This window comes from Salinicola sp. JS01, from assembly GCF_030284585.1.
Lineage (GTDB): Bacteria > Pseudomonadota > Gammaproteobacteria > Pseudomonadales > Halomonadaceae > Salinicola.
The window spans coordinates 792,130-811,833 of the sequence record NZ_CP127244.1; the positions used below are offsets into that span (position 1 = coordinate 792,130).

A 19,704-nucleotide genomic window follows, 5' to 3' on the forward strand; every position below is an offset into this window, starting at 1 on the left:
GGAGTGAGCGAGATGCGTAGACTGTTGCTATCCAATGACGATGGCGTGCACGCGCCGGGGCTCAAGGCGCTCTTCGATGCGCTGAGCGATCATGCGCGGCTGCGCGTGGTGGCGCCGGACCGCGACCGTAGTGGTGCCAGCAACTCGCTGACCTTGACGCGGCCACTGGCGCTCGAGGCGCTCGACGGCGGCTTTTACAGTGTCGACGGGACGCCTGCGGACTGTGTCTATCTGGGCGTCAACGGGGTGTGGGAAGAGAAGCCCGACCTGGTCATCTCGGGTATCAACCACGGCGCCAACCTGGGCGACGACGTGCTCTATTCGGGCACCGTCGCCGCGGCCATGGAGGGGCGCAACCTGGGGATGCCAGCGATCGCCATCTCGCTTTGCGGCCAGCGCCACTTCGATACCGCCGGACGCGTCGCGGCGAGTCTGGTCGGTGGCGCGGAGAAACTCTCGCTGCCGCCGCGCAGCCTGCTCAACGTCAACGTGCCGGATCTGCCGTGGGAAGAGATCCGCGGCTTTTGCGTCACGCGTCTGGGTTATCGCGGACCGGCCTCCAATCCGATCCACATGAAGGACCCGCGCGGTCGCGATCGCTACTGGATCGCGGCGGTCTCGGAGAATGCCGACGACGGCCCCGATACCGATTTCGCGGCGATCGAGGGCGGTTTCGTCTCGATCACGCCGCTGCAGACCGATCTCACGCGTCACGCGACGCTCGATGATGTACAGGGCTGGCTGGATGGACTGTCACACGCCTGAAGAACTCAGCGGCGTGGGCATGACGTCGCAACGAACCCGCAATCGCATGGTCGAACGTCTGATCGCCGCCGGCATTCGCCAGCCGCAGGTGCTCGAAGTGCTGGCGGAAGCGCCGCGCCATCTGTTTCTCGACGAGGCCCTGGCCCACCGCGCCTACGAGGATACCTCGCTGCCGCTGGGGCTGGGGCAGACCCTGTCGCAGCCCTGGGTGGTGGCGCGGATGAGCGAGCTGATCGTGCAGGCCGCGCCCGAGCGCGTGCTCGAAATCGGTACCGGTTCCGGCTATCAGACGCTGATCCTTTCGCGGCTGGTGGCGCGGGTGTGGAGCGTCGAACGCATCGCCGCGCTGCAGAACCGGGCGCGCCAGCGCCTGACGCGGCTCGGTGCGCACAACGTGCGGCTGCGCCATGCCGATGGCGGGCTGGGCTGGCCGCAGGCGGCGCCGTTCGATGCCATTCTGCTCACCGCCTGCGCTGGTCAACTGCCGCAGGCGCTGCTCGAACAACTGAAGGATGGCGGCGTGCTGATCGCGCCGCTGGCGGATAGCGAAGGGCGTCAATGGCTGACGCGGGTACGCCGGCGTGGCCAGGCGTTCGATCATCAACGTCTCGAGGAGGTGCGTTTCGTGCCACTGCTGGAAGGAGTCATCCGTTGAAACGCAGCGTGACGACGGTCTTGAAAGGAATGGGGATGGGGGCCGCGGATGCGGTGCCCGGCGTATCGGGCGGTACCATCGCGCTGATCGTAGGCATCTACGAAGAGCTGATCGAGACCATCCGGCGCTTCGGCCCTGGGGCGTTCGGTGTCTGGCGCGAAGGTGGCCTGGGCGCGCTGATCGGCTATCTCAATCTGCGCTTTCTGCTGCCGCTGGTGCTGGGTATCGGGATCAGTCTGGTGACCATTGCGCATCTGGTCACCTGGCTGATGGCGCACCACGCGCTGCTGCTCAATGCCTTCTTCTTCGGTCTGGTGCTGGCCTCGGCCTGGGTGGTGATGCGCCAGGCGGGCAGTTGGCGCTGGCGCTATCTGCTGCCACTGCTGGCAGGGCTGGTGGTCGCCGCCTATCTGCCGCAGCTGCTGCCGGACATGAGCCAGGCGGGCAATGTCACACTGTTCTGCGCCGGTGCCATCGCCATCAGTGCGATGCTGCTGCCCGGAGTCTCCGGCAGCTTCCTGCTATTGGTGATGGGGCTCTACGGCACGGTGATGAGCGGCGTGAAGAGCTTCGACCTGGGGCTGATCGGTATCTTCGGCGCCGGCTGCCTGGTCGGTTTGCTGACCTTTTCGCGCCTGCTCTCCTGGCTGCTGCGCCACTACCACGGCATCACCATGATGACCATCGTCGGCTTCATCCTCGGCTCGCTGCCGCAGCTGTGGCCGTGGCGCCAGATGATGAGCTACCGCCTCGCCGCCGATGGCCAGCAGGTCGCACTGAGCTATCGCTACCTGATGCCCGCCGATTTCACGGCGGTGACCGGTGAGCCCTCCCAGTGGCTCGCGGCCTCGGCATTGATCGTGGTAGGTGTGGTAGTGGTAATGTGCTTGGGAGAGCGCAAGCCGTCCGAGCCGCACGCCTCGTCAGGAAAAAAGGGATTTTCTTCATGAACAAGCGTCGCATCGCGCTACTTCTGGGGCTGCTGCCGGCGGTCGCCGTCGGGGTCGTGGGTTGCACCACCTCGAGCGGGCGCCCTCAGGTCCAGGACCTGTCCGTCAGCCGCAACAGCCAGCCCAGCGCCACCTATACCGTCAAGGCCGGCGATACCATCTACGGCATCGCCTGGCAGAATCGGGTCGATTTCCGCGATCTGGCGCAGATGAACGGCATCTCGCCGCCGTATCGACTGCAGCCCGGCCAGCAGCTGCGGCTGAAGCCCAACGCCAGCGTCGATGCCAGCCAGGGCCAGAGTCTGGCCTCTTCCCAGGGGGCGGCTACCGTCACGCCGCTGGGCGGCAAGACGCCGGCGAGTGCTGCGAGTGACGGCGAAAACCCCTCTTGGCTGCTGCCGGGGGGCGGCGGCACCAGCAGTGGGCAGCAGGCCTCGGCGCCGGGCCCGGTGATCGACCAGCGCGCCGCCAACGCCGGCCAGAGCGTCGCTGCCAATACCGGCCAGAGCCAGGCGTCGCAGAGTGGCTCTGGTTCTAGTTCTAGCTCGGGTTCTGGCGCCGCTACGCCGCCGGCGCGTCAGCCTGCGTCCGGGGCGGCCGCGGCTGACACGGCTTCGTCATCTTCTTCTGCTTCCATGACGCGTAAGGACACCCGCACGGCGGCCGGTAACGATGCCGGTACCGAAGTGGCGGGGGAGCCCAGCGGCGCGCCGGACCGCTCGGACCGGACTTACAAGCCGGTCGAGAACGTGGCCTGGCAGTGGCCTACCGAAGGACGTCTGATCGGTCGTTTCGATGATGACTCCAGTATCACCCCCGGCATTGATATTGCCGGCCAAAAGGGGCAACCTGTGAAGGCAGCCGGGCCAGGGATCGTGGTGTATGCCGGCGATGGTGTGAGGGGATATGGCAATCTCATCATCCTCAAGCACAACGACCGCTTCTTGAGTGCCTACGCACATAACGACACGTTGCGCGTGAAAGAGAACGATGTCGTCAAGGCCGGAGAAACGATAGCCACCATGGGGCAGACGGATGCTGACCAGGTCGAGCTACATTTCGAGGTTCGCGTCAACGGCCAGCCTCAAGACCCGCTCAAATACCTCCCCAAACGCTGACCGGTCGTCAGCGCGCCAGATCGCTGCAACGGCCGACGTTACCAAGCTGGAAGATTTACCGGTCACCGCCGCCGCGCTGACTGCGCCCTGACGGGCGCGGTCAGCCGCAAAGGCGCACCGCCGAGGTGGCCGGCGACAGCGTTGCCCGCTCGAGCAGCAACGTAGCCCGCTCGAGCGGCAACCTGGCAAGTCAACGTGGTAAGTGAACGTAGTAAGTGGAAGTCGTAATCAAGGACGTAAAACAGAGCAAGGATTGCGTGGTCGCCTGGGGCGGCTAGACCCCATGGCGAAGGTACTCAGGAAGCCCAGATTGGGGGTAGTGACATGAGCATGCTTGAACGGGATATTCAGGATGTTGAGCTCGACGGTGCCGACCAGCAGGTCGATACCGATGACACGGATGGCAAAGAAGACGAGAGCGCGTTCGAGAAGGCGCTCAGTCGCGAGGAGAACAACTACCACCACAGTCTCGATGCGACCCAGATCTATCTCAACGAGATCGGGTTCTCGCCGCTGCTGACACCGGAAGAGGAAGTGCACTTCGGGCGCTTGGCGCAGAAGGGCGATCCGGCCGGCCGTCAGCGCATGATCGAATCCAACCTGCGCCTGGTGGTGAAGATCGCCAGACGTTACCTCAACCGCGGGCTGTCGCTGCTCGATCTGATCGAGGAGGGCAATCTGGGCCTGATCCGGGCGGTCGAGAAGTTCGACCCGGAGCGCGGCTTCCGTTTCTCGACCTACGCCACATGGTGGATTCGTCAGACCATCGAGCGTGCGCTGATGAACCAGACGCGCACCATTCGTCTGCCCATCCACGTGGTCAAGGAGCTCAACATCTATCTGCGCGCCGCGCGCGAGCTGACTCAGAAGCTCGACCACGAGGCCACTGCAGAGGAGATCGCGGAGTTCCTCGACAAGCCGGTGGCCACGGTCAAGAAGATGCTGGGGCTCAACGAGCGCGTCTCTTCCGTCGACTACCCGATGGGCGGCGAAAGCGACAAGCCGCTGATCGATACCCTGGCCGACGAGAACGAAGTGGGTCCGGAGTCCAATCTGGTCGATGACGACGTCAAGGCGCACGTCGACGAGTGGCTCGCCGAGCTCAGTGACAAGCAGCGCGAGGTCGTGGTGCGTCGCTTCGGGCTGCGCGGGCACGAAGCGGCAACCCTCGAAGAGGTCGGCGAGGAGATCGGGCTGACCCGTGAGCGGGTGCGTCAGATCCAGGTCGAGGCGCTCAAGAAACTGCGCCGGATGCTCGAGAAGCAGGGGTTGTCGATGGACTCGATCTTCGAGTGACGCGCTGGCCGGGAAACGCGCAAAAGCGCGTCATCTCTGGCCGAATGCTTGATCCCCATGCATACATGCGGCATTGTATGTAAACCTCGCGACGAGGCGCCGGCAGGATAGCCGGCGCCTCGTCGTTCGTCAGAACGATTGCTGACGCCGGCGCGCCCGCGCCGTGCGGTGGCAACCGGCTCGCACCAGTCAATACCGGGTGTCTGGGCCGTCTCGGGGCGTGATGCCGGGCCCATGTGCCCGCCGTCGTGCGTCGATACCCGCCAGCGCTCAACGATAGGAACCGTCTCGATGTCGCCCTCTGCTCCGTCGTCATCCCGTTTATCCCTGCGCCATGCGCTGCCGCTGCTGCTGGCCGCTTCGTTCGCACCGTCGGTGCAGGCGGCCGATCTGCTCACCATTACCCAGGATGCCCTGGCCAATTCGTCGAGCCTGAACGCCTCGCGCGCCACCTTCCGCAGCACGGAAGCGGGGCAGGACGTGTCGCGTGGCACGCTGCTGCCGCAGATCAGCGCCACCGGCAGCCTCTACCGCAGTGACTCGCTCGAGACCCAGCATGCGGCGGGTGCGTCGGCCGGTGCCGGCGCCGGAGCGGGTGGCTCCACCTCGGGGCAGGACTATAACGGCAGCAGCCTTGGGGTCAACGTGACCCAGGTGCTGTTCGATGCCTCCAACTGGTATCAGTACCAGCAGAGCAAGAAGCAGGTGGGGCAGCAGGCGCTGCAGCTCGAGATCGACCAGCAGCAGCTGCTCTATGATGTGTCCAGTGCTTACTTCGAGATTCTGCGCGCCAAGGAGGTGCTCGACGCCCGCGAAGCGCAGTCCAAGGCGATCGGGCGCCAGCTGGAGCAGGCCAAGGAGCAGTTCAATGTCGGCCTGGTGGCGATCACCGACGTCAATGAAGCCAAGGCCGCCTACGATTCGGCGCGCGCCCAGCTGATCTCCGCCCGCAGTGACCTGCAGGTGAGCTTCGAGGCGCTGGAGCGTCTGACCGGCAAGCAGTACGACAGCATCGACGGTCTCGCCGACGATCTGCCCATCGCTTCGCCCAAGCCCGCTACCCGCGACGACTGGGTCAACCTGGCGATGACCAGCAGCCCGTCGATCCGCTACGCCGAGGCTGGAGTCGACGTCGCCAAGTCGAGCGTGGACATCGCTCGTGCCGGCCATCTGCCGACCCTGAACGCCTACGCCGATTACGCCTATTCGGACAACGACATCGATGCATTGCGCGGGCACAACGAGAACGTCGAGGTCGGCGTGCAGGCGAATCTGCCGATCTACTCCGGCGGCTCGACCAGCGCGTCGGTGCGGCAGAATACCTACTCGCTGGAGTCGACCCAGTACGACTTCGAGGATCAGCGCCGCTACACCACCCAGCAGGTGCGCTCGCTGTTCACGCAGGTGGTGAATGACGTCGAGTCGGTCGATGCCCAGCGCGAGGCGATCGTCTCCAGCCGCAGCGCGCTGGAAGCGACCCGTGCCGGCTACGAGGTGGGCACGCGCAATATCGTCGACGTGCTCAACGCCGAGCAGTCGCTCTACGAGTCGATCTCCAACTACGCCGACGCGCGCTACACCTATGTCACCGATCTGCTCCAGCTGCGCCAGCAGGCCGGGGTGCTGAGTCTCGATGTGATCCGCGGCACCAACCAGTGGCTGCGCGACAGCAAGCGGGTCTCGCTCGATCTGGCCGATACCCAGCGCCGCGGCTCGCCGACCGACGATATCGGCGCTCGGCCGACACCGCCGACGCCCTGAGCGCTGCGATTCTACCGCCGACGCCGCTACCCGTTAGCGGCGTCTGTGTTTACGCCGCCGGCGTCCCGTAGTGCCGCCAAACGCGTTAACATGGCGCTCGCCGGCGCCACGCCGCTGGTGTCGTATCACCTCTTGGGAGAAGGACGTAGCCACCATGGCAAGACCCCTGCGCGCCGAGATCGACCTCGCGGCGCTGTGTCGCAACTATCGCACGGCGAGCGCCCTGGCGCCGCAGAGCCGGTCGATGGCGGTGCTCAAGGCGGATGCCTACGGTCATGGTGCGCTCGCCTGCGCCCGTGCGCTGACCGGGCTGGCGCCGGCCTTCGCGGTGGCGACGATCGAGGAAGCGGTGGCGCTGCGCGACGGCGGTATCGAGACGCCGATTATGCTGCTCGAGGGCATCTTCGAAGCCGCCGAGCTGGCCACGGTCGAGGCACTCTCGCTGTGGCAGGTGGTGCATAGCGAGTGGCAGCTGGAGGCGGTGCTGGCCTATCGGCCGCGTCGGCCGCTACCGGTATGGCTCAAGTTCGATGCCGGCATGCACCGCCTGGGATTCTCGGCGGACGAACTCCGTCGCCACTGGGCGCGTCTGCGCCAGGCGCCTGAGCGAGTCACCGATTTGCATCTGATCAGCCACTTCTCCACGGCCGACCTTGCCGATGACAGCGCTTTCCAGGCCCAGCACGCCCAGGTTCGTGCGCTGGGCGAGGCGCTGGGCGCACCGCTGTGTCTGGCCAATTCACCTGCGACGCTGCAGCACACGCCGGCGCATGGCGCCTGGAATCGACCGGGGGTCATGCTCTACGGCAGCAACCCGCTGGAGGGTGCGCTGCCCGCAGGGGTGACGCTCGAGCCGGTGATGACGCTGCGCTCGCGTCTGATCGCCGTGCGCACGCTGGAAGCGGGCGAGGCGGTGGGCTATGGCGGGCGCTTTCGGACCCGCCGGCGCAGCCGTATCGGCGTGGTCGCCGCCGGCTACGGCGATGGCTACGACCGCCACGCCCGCGATGGCACCCCGGTGCTGGTTAACGGCCAGCGCTGCGCCATCGCCGGGCGAGTGTCGATGGACATGCTTACCGTCGATATCACCGAGGTGGCCGATGCCGACGTCGGCAGCGAGGTGGTGCTGTGGGGGCGCGGGCTCGGCGTCGACGAGGTGGCGGGACACTGCGACACCATCGCCTATACCCTGCTCACCGGTGTGCTGCCGCGGGCGCCGCGGGTCTATCTGCCGGCGACAGCTGCGGCGCCGGTGAGTTGAGCGAGGGCCTGGAGCCTAGAGCCTAGAGCCTAGAGCCTAGAGCCTAGAGCCTAGAGCCTAGAGCCTAGGGCCCGGGCGGGCGGCGCGCCGCTCGTCATCACTGTGAATCTGGAAGCGTTATGGCCAAGAAAGTCTATCCCGCCAATCATGCCCATCCCCGCTACTGGGGCACCTGGTTCGCCATCGCGCTGATGAAGGCGAGCGCCTTCCTGCCGTGGCGGCTCAAGCTGGCCGTGGGCCGTGGCATCGGCCTGCTGAGCTGGCGTCTGGCCAAGCGGCGCCGGCACATCACCGATACCAATCTGGCGCTGTGCTTCCCCGAGTGGGACAACGACAAGCGTGCGGAGATGGTCAAGCGCACCTTCGTCGCCAACGGTATCGGCATCCTCGAGACCGCCACCGGCTGGTGCCGTAATCCCGAGCACCTGCGCCAGCGCATCGCCTTCCGCGGTATCGAGCACATGGAGCGGGCGCGGGCCCAGGGCAAGGGGGTGCTGGTGATCGGCATCCATTTCTCGACCCTCGATCTGGGCGGGGCGCTGCACTCGCTGTTTTTCCCTGCGGACGTGGTCTATCGACCCCACGACAATCCGGTGTTCGAGAACTTCATGACCCGTGCCCGGCGCGATATCTTCGGCGCCGCGATCGATCGCCACGATCTGCGCGGCGTGGTACGCCGGATCAAGTCGGGCCACGTGGTGTGGTACTCGCCGGACCAGGACTTCGGTCGTGACGCCAGCGTCTTCGCGCCCTTCTTCGGGGTCGAGGCGGCAACGCTCAAGCTCACCGCCAAGATCGCGCGCATGACCGGGGCGCCGGTCATGCCGTTCATGTTCCACCGCAACCCCGATGATCGCACCTACACCCTGGAGTATCTGCCGGCATTCGAGAACTTCCCCAGCGACGACGAGGTCGCCGACGCGACCCTGGTCAACGCCTTCATCGAACAGGCGATCCGGCGGCATCCGGAGCAGTATCTATGGCTGCATCGACGCTTCAAGACGCGCCCACCGGGTGAGCCGTCGGTCTATTGAGCTGGTTGCAAACCGATACCCTGCCTACCTTGACGAAAAGCGCTTCACCAACAAGGCTTAAGGTACCCTCAAGGATTGCGAGGGCAGGGCGTCGCGGGGCATGCCGTCGCGCGGCACTTATCAGGCCAGCACAGGAAGTAAAGCCATGCTCAGTTATGCCGTGATTTTTCTCATCGTCGCCATCATCGCCGGCGTTCTCGGGTTCGGCGGGGTCGCCGGGATCGCGGCGACGATCGCCAAGGTGCTATTCGTCATCTTCCTGATCCTGTTTGTCGTATCGCTGATACGCGGCCGTGGTCGCTAGGCACCAATACCGACATTCAAGGTGACCAGACGCAAACGCCCGCCTTTTCAGGCGGGCGTTTGCGTTGCTGAGGCAGCAATTCGCCCATCCCGTGCGGGTGGGCGATGCCTGCCTCAGGCGTCGATGCGCTTGTACTTCATGCGCTTGGGCGTGTCGTTGCCGACCCGCTTCTGATGGTCGGCTTCGTAGTCGGTGTAGTTGCCCTCGAAGAACACCACGCTGGAGTCGCCCTCGTAGGCGAGGATGTGGGTGGCGATACGGTCGAGGAACCAGCGGTCGTGGGAGATCACCAAGGCGCAGCCGGGGAAGGCGAGCAGGGCCTCCTCGAGGGCGCGCAGGGTCTCGATATCGAGATCGTTGGAGGGTTCGTCGAGCAGCAGCACGTTGGCGCCCTGCTTGAGCGTCTGTGCCAGCTGCAGGCGCCCACGCTCACCGCCGGAAAGCTCGCCGAGACGCTTCTGCTGGTCGGTGCCCTTGAAGTTGAAGCGCCCCACATAGGCCCGCGACGAGACTTCATAGCCGTTGATGCTGAGCATGTCATGCCCGTCGGAGACGGCCTGCCACACGGTCTGGGTGTTGTCGAAGTGGTCGCGCAGCTGCTCGACGTAGGCGATGTCGACGGTCTCGCCCACCACCACCTCGCCGCTGTCCGGCTGCTCCTTGCCGGCGATCAGCTTGAACAGGGTCGACTTGCCGGCGCCGTTGCCGCCGACGATCCCCACGATCGCGCCTGCCGGAATCTGGAACGACAGATTGTCGAACAGCAGCTTGTCGTCGAAACGCTTGGCGACGTCGTGGAACTCGATGACCTTGTCACCCAGGCGCGGCCCGGGCGGAATGTAGATCTCGTTGGTCTCGTTGCGCTTCTGGTAATCGCCGGACTGCAGTTCGTCGAAGCGGTTGAGGCGCGCCTTGCTCTTGGCCTGACGCCCCTTGGGGTTCTGCCGCACCCACTCCAGCTCCTGCTTGATCGCGCGCTGGCGACCCGCCTCGGCCTTGGCCTCCTGCTCGAGCCGCTTCTCCTTGGACTCGAGCCACTGGGAGTAGTTGCCCTCGAACGGGATACCGTGGCCACGGTCGAGTTCGAGAATCCAGCCGGCGACGTTGTCGAGGAAGTAGCGGTCGTGGGTGATCGCCACCACGGTGCCGGGGTAGTCGTGGAGGAAGCGCTCCAGCCAGGCCACCGACTCGGCATCGAGGTGGTTGGTCGGCTCGTCGAGCAGCAGCATGTCCGGGCTCGACAGCAGCAGCCGGCACAGCGCCACACGGCGGCGCTCACCGCCGGAGAGATGACCCACACGGGCATCCCAGGGCGGCAGACGCAGCGCTTCGGCGGCGACTTCGAGCTTGCGCTCGATGTTGTGGGCGTCGGCGGCCTCGATGATGTTCTCCAGGCGCGCCTGCTCGGCGGCCAGAGCGTCGAAGTCGGCATCCGGCTCGGCGTAGGCGGCGTAGACGCCTTCGAGCTTCTCCTGTGCGGCCTTGACCTCGCCCAGGGCCTCTTCGACCGTCTCGCGCACGCTCTTGGTGTCGTCGAGCTCGGGCTCCTGCGGCAGGTAGCCGATATTGATACCCGGCATCGGCCGTGCTTCGCCGTTGTACTCGGTGTCGACGCCGGCCATGATCCGCAGCAGCGTCGACTTGCCGGCCCCGTTGAGACCGAGCACGCCGATCTTGGCGCCGGGGAAGAAGGAGAGCGAGATGTCCTTGAGGATCTCGCGTTTCGGGGGGACGACCTTGCCCACCCGGTTCATGGTGAAAACGTATTGCGCCATGGGAATCCGGTTCGGTTGAGTATCGCGGTCAATGAGATCGGGTCAGGGTCGCTGGCAGCCCCGGGGCGGTGGGCGTCGCGGAGTCACGCGCCTGGAAAAGCGTGACCGGCGGCACCGACCTGCGGGGTGGCGACACGGATAAAGCAGGGTATATGACTAGCGACGCGATTGCGACCGCTGGCCGCTAACGCGAACGGACGCCTGAGCGCCCGTCGTTACGGCTATGAAGGGGGAGTGATCCGCTCACTCCTCCTCGTCCTCGTCGTCGAAATCCGCGTACCAATCGTCCTCGATCGCACGTTTCAGGCGGCGCTCTTCCAGCAGCGCCTCGACCTGGCGGCGCGCCTTCAGGGTGTCGGCCTTGCTGCTGCGGGGACGCTCGAATTGCTCGTCGTTGACGGCGTCGTAAAGCTCTTGGTCCTCGGCGTAATCTTCACGGCTCATCGTTTGGCCCTCCGATGTGACGGCATCCTGATGATGCTCGAGGGCTATATATCGCCGAATGCGCCGCAAGACAAGCCTTTGGCCGTTTGAAAAAATCTATCGACGCCCTGCATCGGAATAGCCAGTCAGGACAGCCAGTCAGGACAGCGGATCAGGATAGCCGACCGGGGCCGCGTGGCAGGTCGGCTGCGGCTCAGGCCGGGTCGCGCTCGGCCTTGAGCGCTTCCAGCTCCTGCAAGGCTTCGACCAACCCGGTCACGTCCTTCTGTACCCCTACGAAATAGGTCAGCTGATCCTCTTCGTCGTAGACTGGCGTGATCGACAGCTCGTTCCAGAACTGGGAGCCGTCCTTGCGGTAGTTGCGCAGCACCTCGCGGCAGGAGCGGCCCTCGCGCAGCGCGGTACGCACGCGGTCGATCGCGGGCTGGTCGCGGTCGCCATTCTGCAGGAAACGGCAGTCGCGATAGAGAATCTCGTCGATGCTGTAGCCGGTGAGGCGCTCGAAGCCCTCGTTGACGTAGATCAGGATATTCTCGTCACCCTCCTGCTCGGCGACGACGATCCCATCGTCCGAGGCGTTGACGATGCGCTCGAGCAGGGCCGGGCTGATCATGGGGGGACGCTTGGGGTTACTGGCCATCCGTGTCTCCAGGCTGGACATGCGACGGTTTGTAGGGACGATACAAGCTGTCATGATGCCATGGCGCCGTTGGATTACAACGCTTTGACAGCGCCCGGCGCGGGCGGGGCAAGACGCTTCAAGCCTCGACTTCGGCCAGGGCATGCGAGCTTGCCGCGGCGGCCAGCGCCAGCAGCGCCAGCAGCAGCAACAGCGGGGCGCTACCCAGCCACTGGGCGAGCACGCCGAGCAGCAGGCCGACGATCAGCATCAGCACCCCGGTGAAAGTATTGGAGAAGGCGACGTAGAGCGCCCGGGTGTCGCTGTCGGAGAGATCCACCACGTAGGTCTTGCGCCCCAGGCGAATGCCCGCGTGGGCGATCATCAGCAGGCCATAGACCACGGCGTAGGGCCACACGCTGGTGCGCGCGGCCTCCGGCAGCAGCACGCAGGCGGCGCCGGCGACACAGCACAGGGCGGCGCCGATGGCGGCATTGCGCATGACGCGCCGACTGGAGCGATCGGCCAGACGCCCCCAGATCGGCCCGCCGATCATGCCGGCGACCCCTGAGGTGAGTACCAGAATGCCCAGGCTGGCCAGGTCGGTGCCGCTGTTCTGCTGGCCCAGCAGGGCCAGATAGGGCAGCGCCAGGGCGCTCGACAGCAGCAGGGCGCGGGAGAGATTGAAGTGCAGGAAACGGCGATCGCGGCGCATCAGCGAGACCCCCTGCTTGACGCTGTCCCAGGCGTTGGCACCGCCCTCGGTGGCGCCCGGCGCTTCGCGGATCGCGGCCGCGCACAGGGCGTTGAGCGCCCAGCCCAGCGCGGCGGCGAACAGCAGCACCGCCAGCGCCCAGGTGCCGGGGCGGTCGCCCATCAGCATCAGCCCGACGCCCACGAGCAGCGTCAGCGCCCCGGCGGCACTGGCGCTCCAGCCCATCAGCGTGCCACGCCGCTGCTTGGCGATGGTCTTGCCCATCACGTCCTTGGTCGCCACCGAGGAGAGGCCGCGCCCCAGCGAGAGCCCGGTCAGCGCGATCAGCACCAGCGCGCCGCCCCAGCTACCGTGGCCGAACAGCGCCAGCAGGCCAAGCAGCACCGCGCCCACGGCCTGGGCCACGCCGCCGGCCACCCACACCCATTTGCGAATCTCGCGCAGGCGGATATAGCCCGCGATCAACAGCTGCGGCAGCAGGGCCCCGGCCTCACGGATCGGCACCAGCAGGCCGACCATCCATACCGGCGCGCCGATCGCCCCCATCAGCCAGGGCAGGATCAGGCGCGCGTTGGAGAGCTCATCGGCGAGTTTGTTGCCCAGCGCCGCCACCAGGTGGCGAAAAAAGTTGCCTGGCTGCTCCTGGCAGGCGGCGTCGGAGATATCCCGGCACATGCGGCTGTCGTCGTCGCCGGTGACGCGTTCGAAGAGGCGAGTGAGGCTGTCGTCATCGCCGCCGTGAGTGCTTGAACTTCTTGCCGTCATGGAAAACGTCCTTGTTTTCGGTTGGGTGATAAGCGGTCGTCGTAGCCGTCCAGCCTGCGACTCGCCGGCCGCGCGCTTGAGTCCGGCGCGGTGAACCGCGCATCATGCGCGCCAGTGCAATCATCGCCGGGGAAAGTCCCCGAGGAGAGCCCCGAGGAGAGTCGTATGGCCCGCATCCGCATTCATTATTGTACGCAATGCCAGTGGCTGCTACGTGCCGGCTGGTATGCCCAGGAACTGTTGCAGACCTTCGGTGAGGATCTCGAACAGGTGGCGCTGGCGCCCAGCCACGGCGGCCACTTCGAGGTGCTCTACGACGAGCAGACCCTATGGGAGCGCAAGCGCGACGGCGGCTTCCCCGAGATCAAGGAGCTCAAGCGCCGGGTGCGCGACCGGCTCGACCCGCAGCGCGACCTGGGCCACGTCGACCGCGGCGACTGAGACGCCGCTGGGCGACGCGGATCGCCTACCACCAGTGCTTGCGCTTGAGCAGCCACATCACCGCGCCGCCGACCACGGCGGTGATGGCGACGAAGACGGCAAATCCGTAGTGGCTGTCGGCGCCGGGGATACCCCCGACGTTGATGCCCAGCAGGCCGGTCAGAAAGCTCAGCGGCAGGAACACCGTGGTGACGATCGCCAGCATGTACATGCGCTGGTTGAGGCGTTCGTTGTGCTCGTTGAGCAATTGCTCCTGCAGGATCAGCGCGCGCTCCTGCATGGCGTGAAAGTCCTCGACGTAGCGCGATAGCTGGTTGGCGCTCTCGCGTACCGAGACCCGGGTATCCTCGTCGAAGCTGTCGGGCCCGTGGGCGATCTGTTCGAGGCAGTCGCGCTGGGGGCCCATGAAGCGGCGCAGGGTGATCAGCGAGCGGCGCAGGTGCGATAGATCGTCGGGGTCGATCTCGCGATCGCTCAACTGGTCCTCTTCCAGCTCGCCCAGGCGGTCGTCGAGCTGGTGAGCCACGTCGCCGACGTTGTCGACCAGGGTCTCCGCCAGCCACGCGAGCAGGTCGGGTACCGACAGTGCGCCCTCGCCGCGATCGATGCGCTCGCGCACTTCGCTGACCGATTTCAGCGGACGCCGGCGCAGCGTGATCAGGCGGTTAGCGGAGATCCAGATGCGCAGCGAGATCAAATCCTCCGGGGCGGCTCCGGGGTTGAGATTGACGCCGCGCAGCGTGCTCACCGCGCCGTTGCGGAACTTGGCCACGCGTGGGCGGGTATCCTCCTCGAGCAGCGCCTCGATCGCTGCCTCGTCGAGCCCGGCGATATCTTCGAGATAGGTGCCCACGTCGGTGTGGCGGAAATCGAGATGCATCCACAGCGGTCGCTCCGGCGACTGCCAGGCTTCGCGCAGCTGTCTCACGCTGAGCAATGAGCCGCCGCCGCTGCCGTTCAATTCATAGGCGGCAACCAGCGCCGTATCGCCTTCCATCTGCATCTGTTGACCTCTCGGTGGGGCGCCCGGTGCCTCCTCGGGCTTGAATCGCATCTGACTTGGTCGGTATGGCCTGCTCATGCGGTGTCAGCAGGCTCGGCCGGCGACTGCAGGCAGTTTGCGTCCATAGCCTAGCACGCCGTTGACCGCGTGCCAGGCGCTACCATCCGGCTCAGCGCTGGTCGTCGACGTCGTCGGCGAGCATCGGTTCGAGCTTGGCCCAGACATTGGCCAGGATGATCGGCTGGGCTTCGGCGGTCGGATGGATGCCGTCCGCCTGCAGCATGCTGTCGAGATCGACGTCTTCGAGCAGAAACGGCACCAGCGGCAGATCGTGCTCGTCGGCGAGCTGAGTGAAGACGTTACGAAAGGCGTTGGTATAGGCGGGGCCGTAGTTGGGTGGCACCTCGATGCCCAGCAGCAGGACGCGGGCGCCCTCCGCGCGGCTGCGTTCGACCATCTTGGCCAGATTGACCTTCATCTGTTGGGGCGAGAGTCCGCGCAGGCCGTCGTTACCGCCGAGTTCGAGCAGCACGATATCCGGGTGATGCTGCTTGAGCAGCTCGGGCAGGCGGGCGGCGCCGCCCGAGGTGGTCTCGCCGGAGATGCTGGCGTTGATGACCGGGTAGCCTTTGCCCAGCTTGCGTTCGAGCAGGCTGACCCAGCCCGCCTGAGGGTCGATACCATAGGCGGCACTGAGACTGTCACCCATCACCAACAGCGTGTGTGCCTGCGCGGTGCCGGGCAGTAGCGTCAGCGCCATGGCCATCGCCAGCAGTGGGCCCCGCGCACGCGTCCAGCAGGCGCGCAGCCATGACGTCGTCGACCTCTTCGTCGAACCGGGCATCGTCGAACCGGGCATCCTCGAACCAGGCAACATGTCTCACTCCTCGGGATAATCGGCGAACGCGGATCTTATCCGATCAGGGGCTCGGCAAAACGCTGGACTCTGTACGAAAACTACCTGCACTCGGCAATACGGCGTCAAAAATCGGCTCAAAATGCTCATTTACACCCCGTAAACTCCGCGTTTTCGCCGATTTTTGCCTTGTCTTGCCTTCGCTCGCTGACTTTTCGTACAAACTCTAATAAGCGCTTTCGGGCCCCGACTTCCCTGGCGGAAGCGGGTGCCGAGCATGAACCGGATAGACAGTGGGCGGCCGAAATCGCCATGTTGCCGTTGCAACCACGATTCCGGCAAGCGTCACGACCACGATTCCGCCAGGCGGCGTGACCATGGTTTCATGAGGCGTCGCTACCCCTTTGGCCTTCAGGCATCATGATCCAGGAGCCGACAGGCGCTACGGAGATGGCGAATGCGCTCTGCAGGGTGTCGGGACGCACCTGGCCGGTCGGTGGGATCCGTGCCAGAGTGGAGAGCATCGGCGTCCACGGCTGGCCGCGCGGTGGGATGCCGCCGACATCCAGCGGGACGCGCCACCGCACAGGAAGCCCCGATTCATGTCCGATTCCCGCGACTCGCGTGCCGCCTCGGCCGACGCGATCCCGACGCTCGAGGCCCGCGGCCTCGGCAAGCAGGTCACCAGCGGCGAGCGCCAGTTGACCATCCTCGACGACCTCGACCTGTGCGTCATGCCCGGCGAGAGCGTGGCGATCCTGGGCAGTTCCGGAGCGGGGAAATCGACCCTGCTGGCGCTGTTGGCGGGGCTGGATACGCCCAGCCATGGCGAACTCGCGCTGTTCGGTACCGCACTGCCGGCGCTCGACGAGGATGGCCGCGCCGCGCTGCGCGCCGGTCGCGTGGGTTTCGTGTTCCAGAACTTCCAGCTCCTGCCCACCCTGACCGCGCTGGAGAACGTGATGCTGCCGCTGGAGCTGACGCCCGGCCGCGATCATCAGCAGCGGGCGCGTGACTGGCTCGGCCGGGTCGGGCTCGGCGAGCGTCTTCATCATCTACCCAAGCAGCTCTCCGGCGGCGAGCAGCAGCGCGTTGCGGTGGCGCGCGCCTTCGTCACCCGGCCCGAGCTGGTGTTCGCCGACGAGCCTACCGGCAATCTCGACCGCGACACCGGCAGCGCGATCATCGAGTCGCTGTTCGCGCTCAACCGCGAGGCCGGCACCACTCTGGTGCTGGTCACCCACGACCCTCATCTGGCGCGGCGCTGCCAGCGCTGCCTGCGTCTCGACGGCGGCCGACTGGTGGCACTCGAGCCCGATGAGGTGCAGGCATGAGGGCGGCCGGTTCGCTGCTGGCGCTGTCGTTCAAGGGGCTCCGGCGCGATCTGCGCGCCGGAGACGTGCGCGCGCTGTTCGTCGCCCTGGTGCTGGCGGTGGCGGCGACCACCATGATCGGCTTCTTTCTCGACCGCCTGGATCGTGGCCTGACCCGTCAGGCCGGCCAGCTGATGGGCGGCGACATCAAGCTCGAACAGAGTGACCCTTTCGGCGATGACCTGCGTGACACGCTGCGCACTGCCGGGCTGACCCTCTCCGATCAGGTCGATACCGTCTCCATGGTCAGCCGTGGCGACGCCTTCCAACTGGCCAGCCTCAAGGTGGTCGACGGCGCCTATCCGCTCTACGGCAAGCTGCGCGTCGACCTCGGCGAGGGCATTGTCGAGCGCGCCGCGGGGCCGGCGCCGGGCAGCGTATGGATCGCGCCGCGACTCGCCCAACTGCTCGACGTGGCGATCGGCGAACCGGTGCAGGTGGGTCAGCGTGAGTTGACGGTGTCCGGGCTGATCGACCGCGAACCGGATCAGTCGGCGGGGTTCGCCAGTCTCAGCCCGCGGCTGATGATGCGTCTGGCCGATCTCGACGCCACCGGGCTGGTGCGTCCAGGTTCGCGGATCGAATACGAACTGCTGGCCAAGGGCTCCCCCGCGGCGGTGGCGGCGGTGGGCGATCTGCTCACGCGGCTGCGCCAGCAGGGCGTGGAGGTCGAGGACGTACGCGACGACCAGCCGCAGCTCGGCAGCGCCCTGACCCGGGCGCAGAAGTACCTGAGTCTCTCCGGGCTGGCGGCGGTGCTGCTCGCCGGGGTGGCGGTGGCCATGGCCACCCGGCGCTATGTCGACCGCCATCTGGATACCGCCGCGCTGCTGCGCTGCTTCGGCGCCAGTCAGCGCCAGCTGGCCCAGCTGTTCGCCTGGCAGTTGGCTTGGCTGGCGCTGGCGGCCTCGGCGGTGGGGGCGTTGCTGGGGTTGGTGGGGCAGGCCGCGCTGCTGGCCCTGCTGGCGCGCTTTCTACCGCTGACGCTGCCGGCGCCGGGCATGCTGCCGCTGCTGCTGGGGGTATTGACCGCGCTGGCGGTGCTGGTGGGTTTCGCCGGGCCGACGCTGCTGCGCCTGCAGCGGGTCAGTGCACTCAAGGTGCTGCGCCGCGAGCTCGATCCGCTGCCCGCTTCGGCGTGGCTGGTGGTGGCGGTGGCCAGCCTGGTGTTCGGCGCGCTGCTGTGGCTCTACTCCGGCGATCCTGGGCTCGCCGCAGCGCTGCTGGTGGGCGGGCTGATCGTCCTCGTGGTGCTGTGGGGGCTGGGCTGGCTGCTGCTGGCACTGGTGCTTCGCCTGGCCACCCGTTTCGGTGCGCGTGGCGGCGAGGCCAGCCGCGCCCTGCGCCTGGGCGCGAGTCAGCTGGCACGGCGGCGCCAGGCGAGTCTCGGCCAACTGCTGGCCTTTGCCGTCACCTTCGCGGCGATGGCGATCATCACTCTGGTCCGTGGCGATCTGCTGAGTGCCTGGCAGACTCAGCTACCGGCGGATACGCCCAACTACTTCGCGATCAATATCCAGCCCGGCGAGCGTGAGGGCTTCAGTGACATTCTCGATCAGGTCGCCGATACCCGAAGTGCGCTCTACCCGATGGTGCGCGGGCGTCTGACGGCCATCGACGACCGCCCGGCGCGCGAAGCGGTACCCGCGGCACACCGGGACGACAATGCGCTCAAGCGCGAACTCAACCTCACCTGGCGCGCGGCGCTGCCGGAGAGCAATCGACTGGTCGCCGGGCGCTGGTTCGACGCCGACACCCAGGTGGCCGCGGGCAGCGTGCCGATCTCGGTCGAGCGCGGCCTCGCCGAGCGCCTCGGGGTGGGGCTGGGCGACAGCCTGACGTTTACCATCGGCAGCGACAGCGTGACCGGCGAGATCACCAGCCTGCGCGACCTCGACTGGGACAGCTTTCGCCCCAATTTCTTCGTGATCTTCCCGCCCGGCGTACTCGAGCGCTACGGCCATAGCTACATCACCGCCTTCCACCTCGATGCCGCCGCCCACGGCGACGTGCTGGGACGGCTGGTCGCGGCCTATCCCGGCGTCTCGCTGCTCAATGTCGACGCCATCCTCGCCCGGGTGCGCGAGCTGCTGGCCCAGGTCACCCGGGCGGTGGAGCTGGTGCTGGGCTTCGTGCTGCTCGCCGGGATCAGCGTGCTCTATGCCGCGCTCACCGCCAGCCAGACTCTGCGCGCCCACGAAAGTGGGCTGCTGCGGGTCTTCGGCGCCGGGCAGCGCCTGCTCTCGCGGGTCCAGGGTGTCGAGTTCGCGCTGCTCGGCTTCACCAGCGGGCTGATGGCGGCGCTGCTGGCCGAGGGCGCTGCGCTTGGCATCTACGCCGGCTGGCTCGATCTCGCCCCGCGCCTGCATCTATGGCTATGGTTGGTGCTGCCGTTCGGCGGCGCGCTGCTCATCGGCGTGATCGGGCATCTACTGTCGCGTGGCCTACGCCGGCAGGCGCCGGTGCAGAGCCTGGGGCTGTTAGGAGAAGGGTGATTGGGGAAGGGCGATTAGCGAATTGGTGGGGCGTGCGCGGGGCTCCGCGGCGAGGTGCCGCGCAGGCCTCGGCC

General features: G+C 66.6%; 18 protein-coding genes. 12 read left to right on the forward strand and 6 right to left on the reverse strand.

Going from position 1 to position 19,704, the window contains the following annotated elements:
• Positions 1-12: 12 nt before the first annotated feature.
• The 9 genes from surE (at position 13) to QO259_RS03695 (ending at position 9,144) form a co-directional block, all read left to right on the forward strand.
• Positions 13-765, forward strand: coding sequence for a 5'/3'-nucleotidase SurE (gene surE / locus QO259_RS03655; protein ID WP_035475252.1), 753 nt, complete (start codon positions 13-15; stop codon positions 763-765).
• 19 nt (positions 766-784) lie between these two features.
• Positions 785-1,420 (forward strand): protein-L-isoaspartate(D-aspartate) O-methyltransferase, encoded by a 636-nt coding sequence (locus QO259_RS03660; RefSeq protein WP_285951838.1) that lies wholly within the window; start codon positions 785-787, stop codon positions 1,418-1,420.
• A gap of 35 nt (positions 1,421-1,455) precedes the next feature.
• Positions 1,456-2,370 (forward strand): DUF368 domain-containing protein, encoded by a 915-nt coding sequence (locus tag QO259_RS03665; protein WP_285951839.1) that lies wholly within the window; start codon positions 1,456-1,458, stop codon positions 2,368-2,370.
• Positions 2,367-3,488 (forward strand): peptidoglycan DD-metalloendopeptidase family protein, encoded by a 1,122-nt coding sequence (locus QO259_RS03670; RefSeq protein WP_285951840.1) that lies wholly within the window; start codon positions 2,367-2,369, stop codon positions 3,486-3,488. Before QO259_RS03665 ends, QO259_RS03670 begins: the two co-directional genes overlap by 4 nt.
• Positions 3,489-3,812: 324 nt before the next feature.
• Positions 3,813-4,784 (forward strand): RNA polymerase sigma factor RpoS, encoded by a 972-nt coding sequence (gene rpoS, locus QO259_RS03675; protein WP_285951841.1) that lies wholly within the window; start codon positions 3,813-3,815, stop codon positions 4,782-4,784.
• A 291-nt stretch (positions 4,785-5,075) separates the two neighbouring features.
• A complete protein-coding gene (locus QO259_RS03680; protein ID WP_285951842.1) occupies positions 5,076-6,545 on the forward strand; it encodes a TolC family outer membrane protein in 1,470 nt (489 codons plus the stop codon).
• Positions 6,546-6,699: 154 nt separating this feature from the next.
• Positions 6,700-7,806: an alanine racemase gene (alr, locus tag QO259_RS03685; protein ID WP_285951843.1), complete on the forward strand. Its 1,107-nt coding sequence runs from the start codon at positions 6,700-6,702 to the stop codon at positions 7,804-7,806.
• Positions 7,807-7,925: 119 nt separating this feature from the next.
• Positions 7,926-8,840, forward strand: coding sequence for an LpxL/LpxP family Kdo(2)-lipid IV(A) lauroyl/palmitoleoyl acyltransferase (gene lpxL, locus QO259_RS03690; RefSeq protein WP_285951844.1), 915 nt, complete (start codon positions 7,926-7,928; stop codon positions 8,838-8,840).
• 145 nt (positions 8,841-8,985) lie between these two features.
• Complete coding sequence (locus QO259_RS03695) at positions 8,986-9,144, forward strand: DUF1328 domain-containing protein (protein WP_035475241.1); 159 nt, start codon at positions 8,986-8,988, stop codon at positions 9,142-9,144.
• 113 nt (positions 9,145-9,257) lie between these two features.
• Here QO259_RS03695 and ettA read toward each other — a convergent pair whose 3' ends face one another.
• The 4 genes from ettA to QO259_RS03715 form a co-directional block, all read right to left on the reverse strand.
• On the reverse strand, positions 9,258-10,919 hold the full coding sequence (gene ettA, locus QO259_RS03700; RefSeq protein ID WP_035475240.1) for an energy-dependent translational throttle protein EttA: 1,662 nt from the start codon (positions 10,917-10,919) through the stop codon (positions 9,258-9,260).
• A 243-nt stretch (positions 10,920-11,162) separates the two neighbouring features.
• Positions 11,163-11,363 carry a PA3496 family putative envelope integrity protein gene (locus tag QO259_RS03705; protein WP_035475238.1) on the reverse strand — a complete coding sequence of 67 codons (201 nt, stop codon included), beginning with the start codon at positions 11,361-11,363 and terminating at the stop codon, positions 11,163-11,165.
• A 193-nt stretch (positions 11,364-11,556) separates the two neighbouring features.
• Complete coding sequence (locus QO259_RS03710; RefSeq protein ID WP_051896227.1) at positions 11,557-12,003, reverse strand: PAS sensor domain-containing protein; 447 nt, start codon at positions 12,001-12,003, stop codon at positions 11,557-11,559.
• A gap of 118 nt (positions 12,004-12,121) precedes the next feature.
• Entirely contained in the window at positions 12,122-13,462 is a 1,341-nt protein-coding gene (locus QO259_RS03715) for an MFS transporter (protein ID WP_285951845.1), read from the reverse strand.
• Positions 13,463-13,627: 165 nt separating this feature from the next.
• On the opposite strand from QO259_RS03715, the gene QO259_RS03720 reads away from it, so the two are divergent.
• A complete protein-coding gene (locus QO259_RS03720; protein WP_207035249.1) occupies positions 13,628-13,903 on the forward strand; it encodes an Rdx family protein in 276 nt (91 codons plus the stop codon).
• Positions 13,904-13,928: 25 nt separating this feature from the next.
• On the opposite strand, the gene QO259_RS03725 is transcribed toward QO259_RS03720, so the two are convergent.
• Both QO259_RS03725 and QO259_RS03730 read right to left on the reverse strand, forming a co-directional pair.
• The gene (locus QO259_RS03725; protein ID WP_285951846.1) at positions 13,929-14,906 is read right to left on the reverse strand and encodes a zinc transporter ZntB; all 978 of its coding nucleotides are present in this window, start codon (positions 14,904-14,906) and stop codon (positions 13,929-13,931) included.
• Between the two features lie 169 nt (positions 14,907-15,075).
• A complete protein-coding gene (locus tag QO259_RS03730; protein WP_285951847.1) occupies positions 15,076-15,666 on the reverse strand; it encodes an arylesterase in 591 nt (196 codons plus the stop codon).
• 698 nt (positions 15,667-16,364) lie between these two features.
• Between QO259_RS03730 and QO259_RS03735 the strand changes: the two genes are divergently transcribed.
• Both QO259_RS03735 and QO259_RS03740 read left to right on the forward strand, forming a co-directional pair.
• On the forward strand, positions 16,365-17,096 hold the full coding sequence (locus QO259_RS03735; protein ID WP_285951848.1) for an ABC transporter ATP-binding protein: 732 nt from the start codon (positions 16,365-16,367) through the stop codon (positions 17,094-17,096).
• Positions 17,093-19,630: an ABC transporter permease gene (locus tag QO259_RS03740; RefSeq protein ID WP_285951849.1), complete on the forward strand. Its 2,538-nt coding sequence runs from the start codon at positions 17,093-17,095 to the stop codon at positions 19,628-19,630. Before QO259_RS03735 ends, QO259_RS03740 begins: the two co-directional genes overlap by 4 nt.
• The last annotated feature ends 74 nt before the right edge of the window (positions 19,631-19,704 follow it).

Bases quoted from the DNA above. Each gene is read 5' to 3' on its own strand.
- QO259_RS03720 (WP_207035249.1), top strand. From the start codon at position 13,628: ATGGCCCGCATCCGCATTCATTATTGTACGCAATGCCAGTGGCTGCTA.
- QO259_RS03730 (WP_285951847.1), bottom strand. From the start codon at position 15,666: ATGGCGCTGACGCTACTGCCCGGCACCGCGCAGGCACACACGCTGTTG.
- QO259_RS03660 (WP_285951838.1), top strand. From the start codon at position 785: ATGACGTCGCAACGAACCCGCAATCGCATGGTCGAACGTCTGATCGCC.
- rpoS (WP_285951841.1), top strand. From the start codon at position 3,813: ATGAGCATGCTTGAACGGGATATTCAGGATGTTGAGCTCGACGGTGCC.
- QO259_RS03740 (WP_285951849.1), top strand. From the start codon at position 17,093: ATGAGGGCGGCCGGTTCGCTGCTGGCGCTGTCGTTCAAGGGGCTCCGG.
- QO259_RS03710 (WP_051896227.1), bottom strand. From the start codon at position 12,003: ATGGCCAGTAACCCCAAGCGTCCCCCCATGATCAGCCCGGCCCTGCTC.
- QO259_RS03705 (WP_035475238.1), bottom strand. From the start codon at position 11,363: ATGAGCCGTGAAGATTACGCCGAGGACCAAGAGCTTTACGACGCCGTC.
- QO259_RS03715 (WP_285951845.1), bottom strand. From the start codon at position 13,462: ATGACGGCAAGAAGTTCAAGCACTCACGGCGGCGATGACGACAGCCTC.
- surE (WP_035475252.1), top strand. From the start codon at position 13: ATGCGTAGACTGTTGCTATCCAATGACGATGGCGTGCACGCGCCGGGG.
- QO259_RS03680 (WP_285951842.1), top strand. From the start codon at position 5,076: ATGTCGCCCTCTGCTCCGTCGTCATCCCGTTTATCCCTGCGCCATGCG.
- QO259_RS03725 (WP_285951846.1), bottom strand. From the start codon at position 14,906: ATGCAGATGGAAGGCGATACGGCGCTGGTTGCCGCCTATGAATTGAAC.
- QO259_RS03670 (WP_285951840.1), top strand. From the start codon at position 2,367: ATGAACAAGCGTCGCATCGCGCTACTTCTGGGGCTGCTGCCGGCGGTC.
- QO259_RS03735 (WP_285951848.1), top strand. From the start codon at position 16,365: ATGTCCGATTCCCGCGACTCGCGTGCCGCCTCGGCCGACGCGATCCCG.
- alr (WP_285951843.1), top strand. From the start codon at position 6,700: ATGGCAAGACCCCTGCGCGCCGAGATCGACCTCGCGGCGCTGTGTCGC.
- QO259_RS03695 (WP_035475241.1), top strand. From the start codon at position 8,986: ATGCTCAGTTATGCCGTGATTTTTCTCATCGTCGCCATCATCGCCGGC.
- lpxL (WP_285951844.1), top strand. From the start codon at position 7,926: ATGGCCAAGAAAGTCTATCCCGCCAATCATGCCCATCCCCGCTACTGG.
- ettA (WP_035475240.1), bottom strand. From the start codon at position 10,919: ATGGCGCAATACGTTTTCACCATGAACCGGGTGGGCAAGGTCGTCCCC.
- QO259_RS03665 (WP_285951839.1), top strand. From the start codon at position 1,456: ATGGGGGCCGCGGATGCGGTGCCCGGCGTATCGGGCGGTACCATCGCG.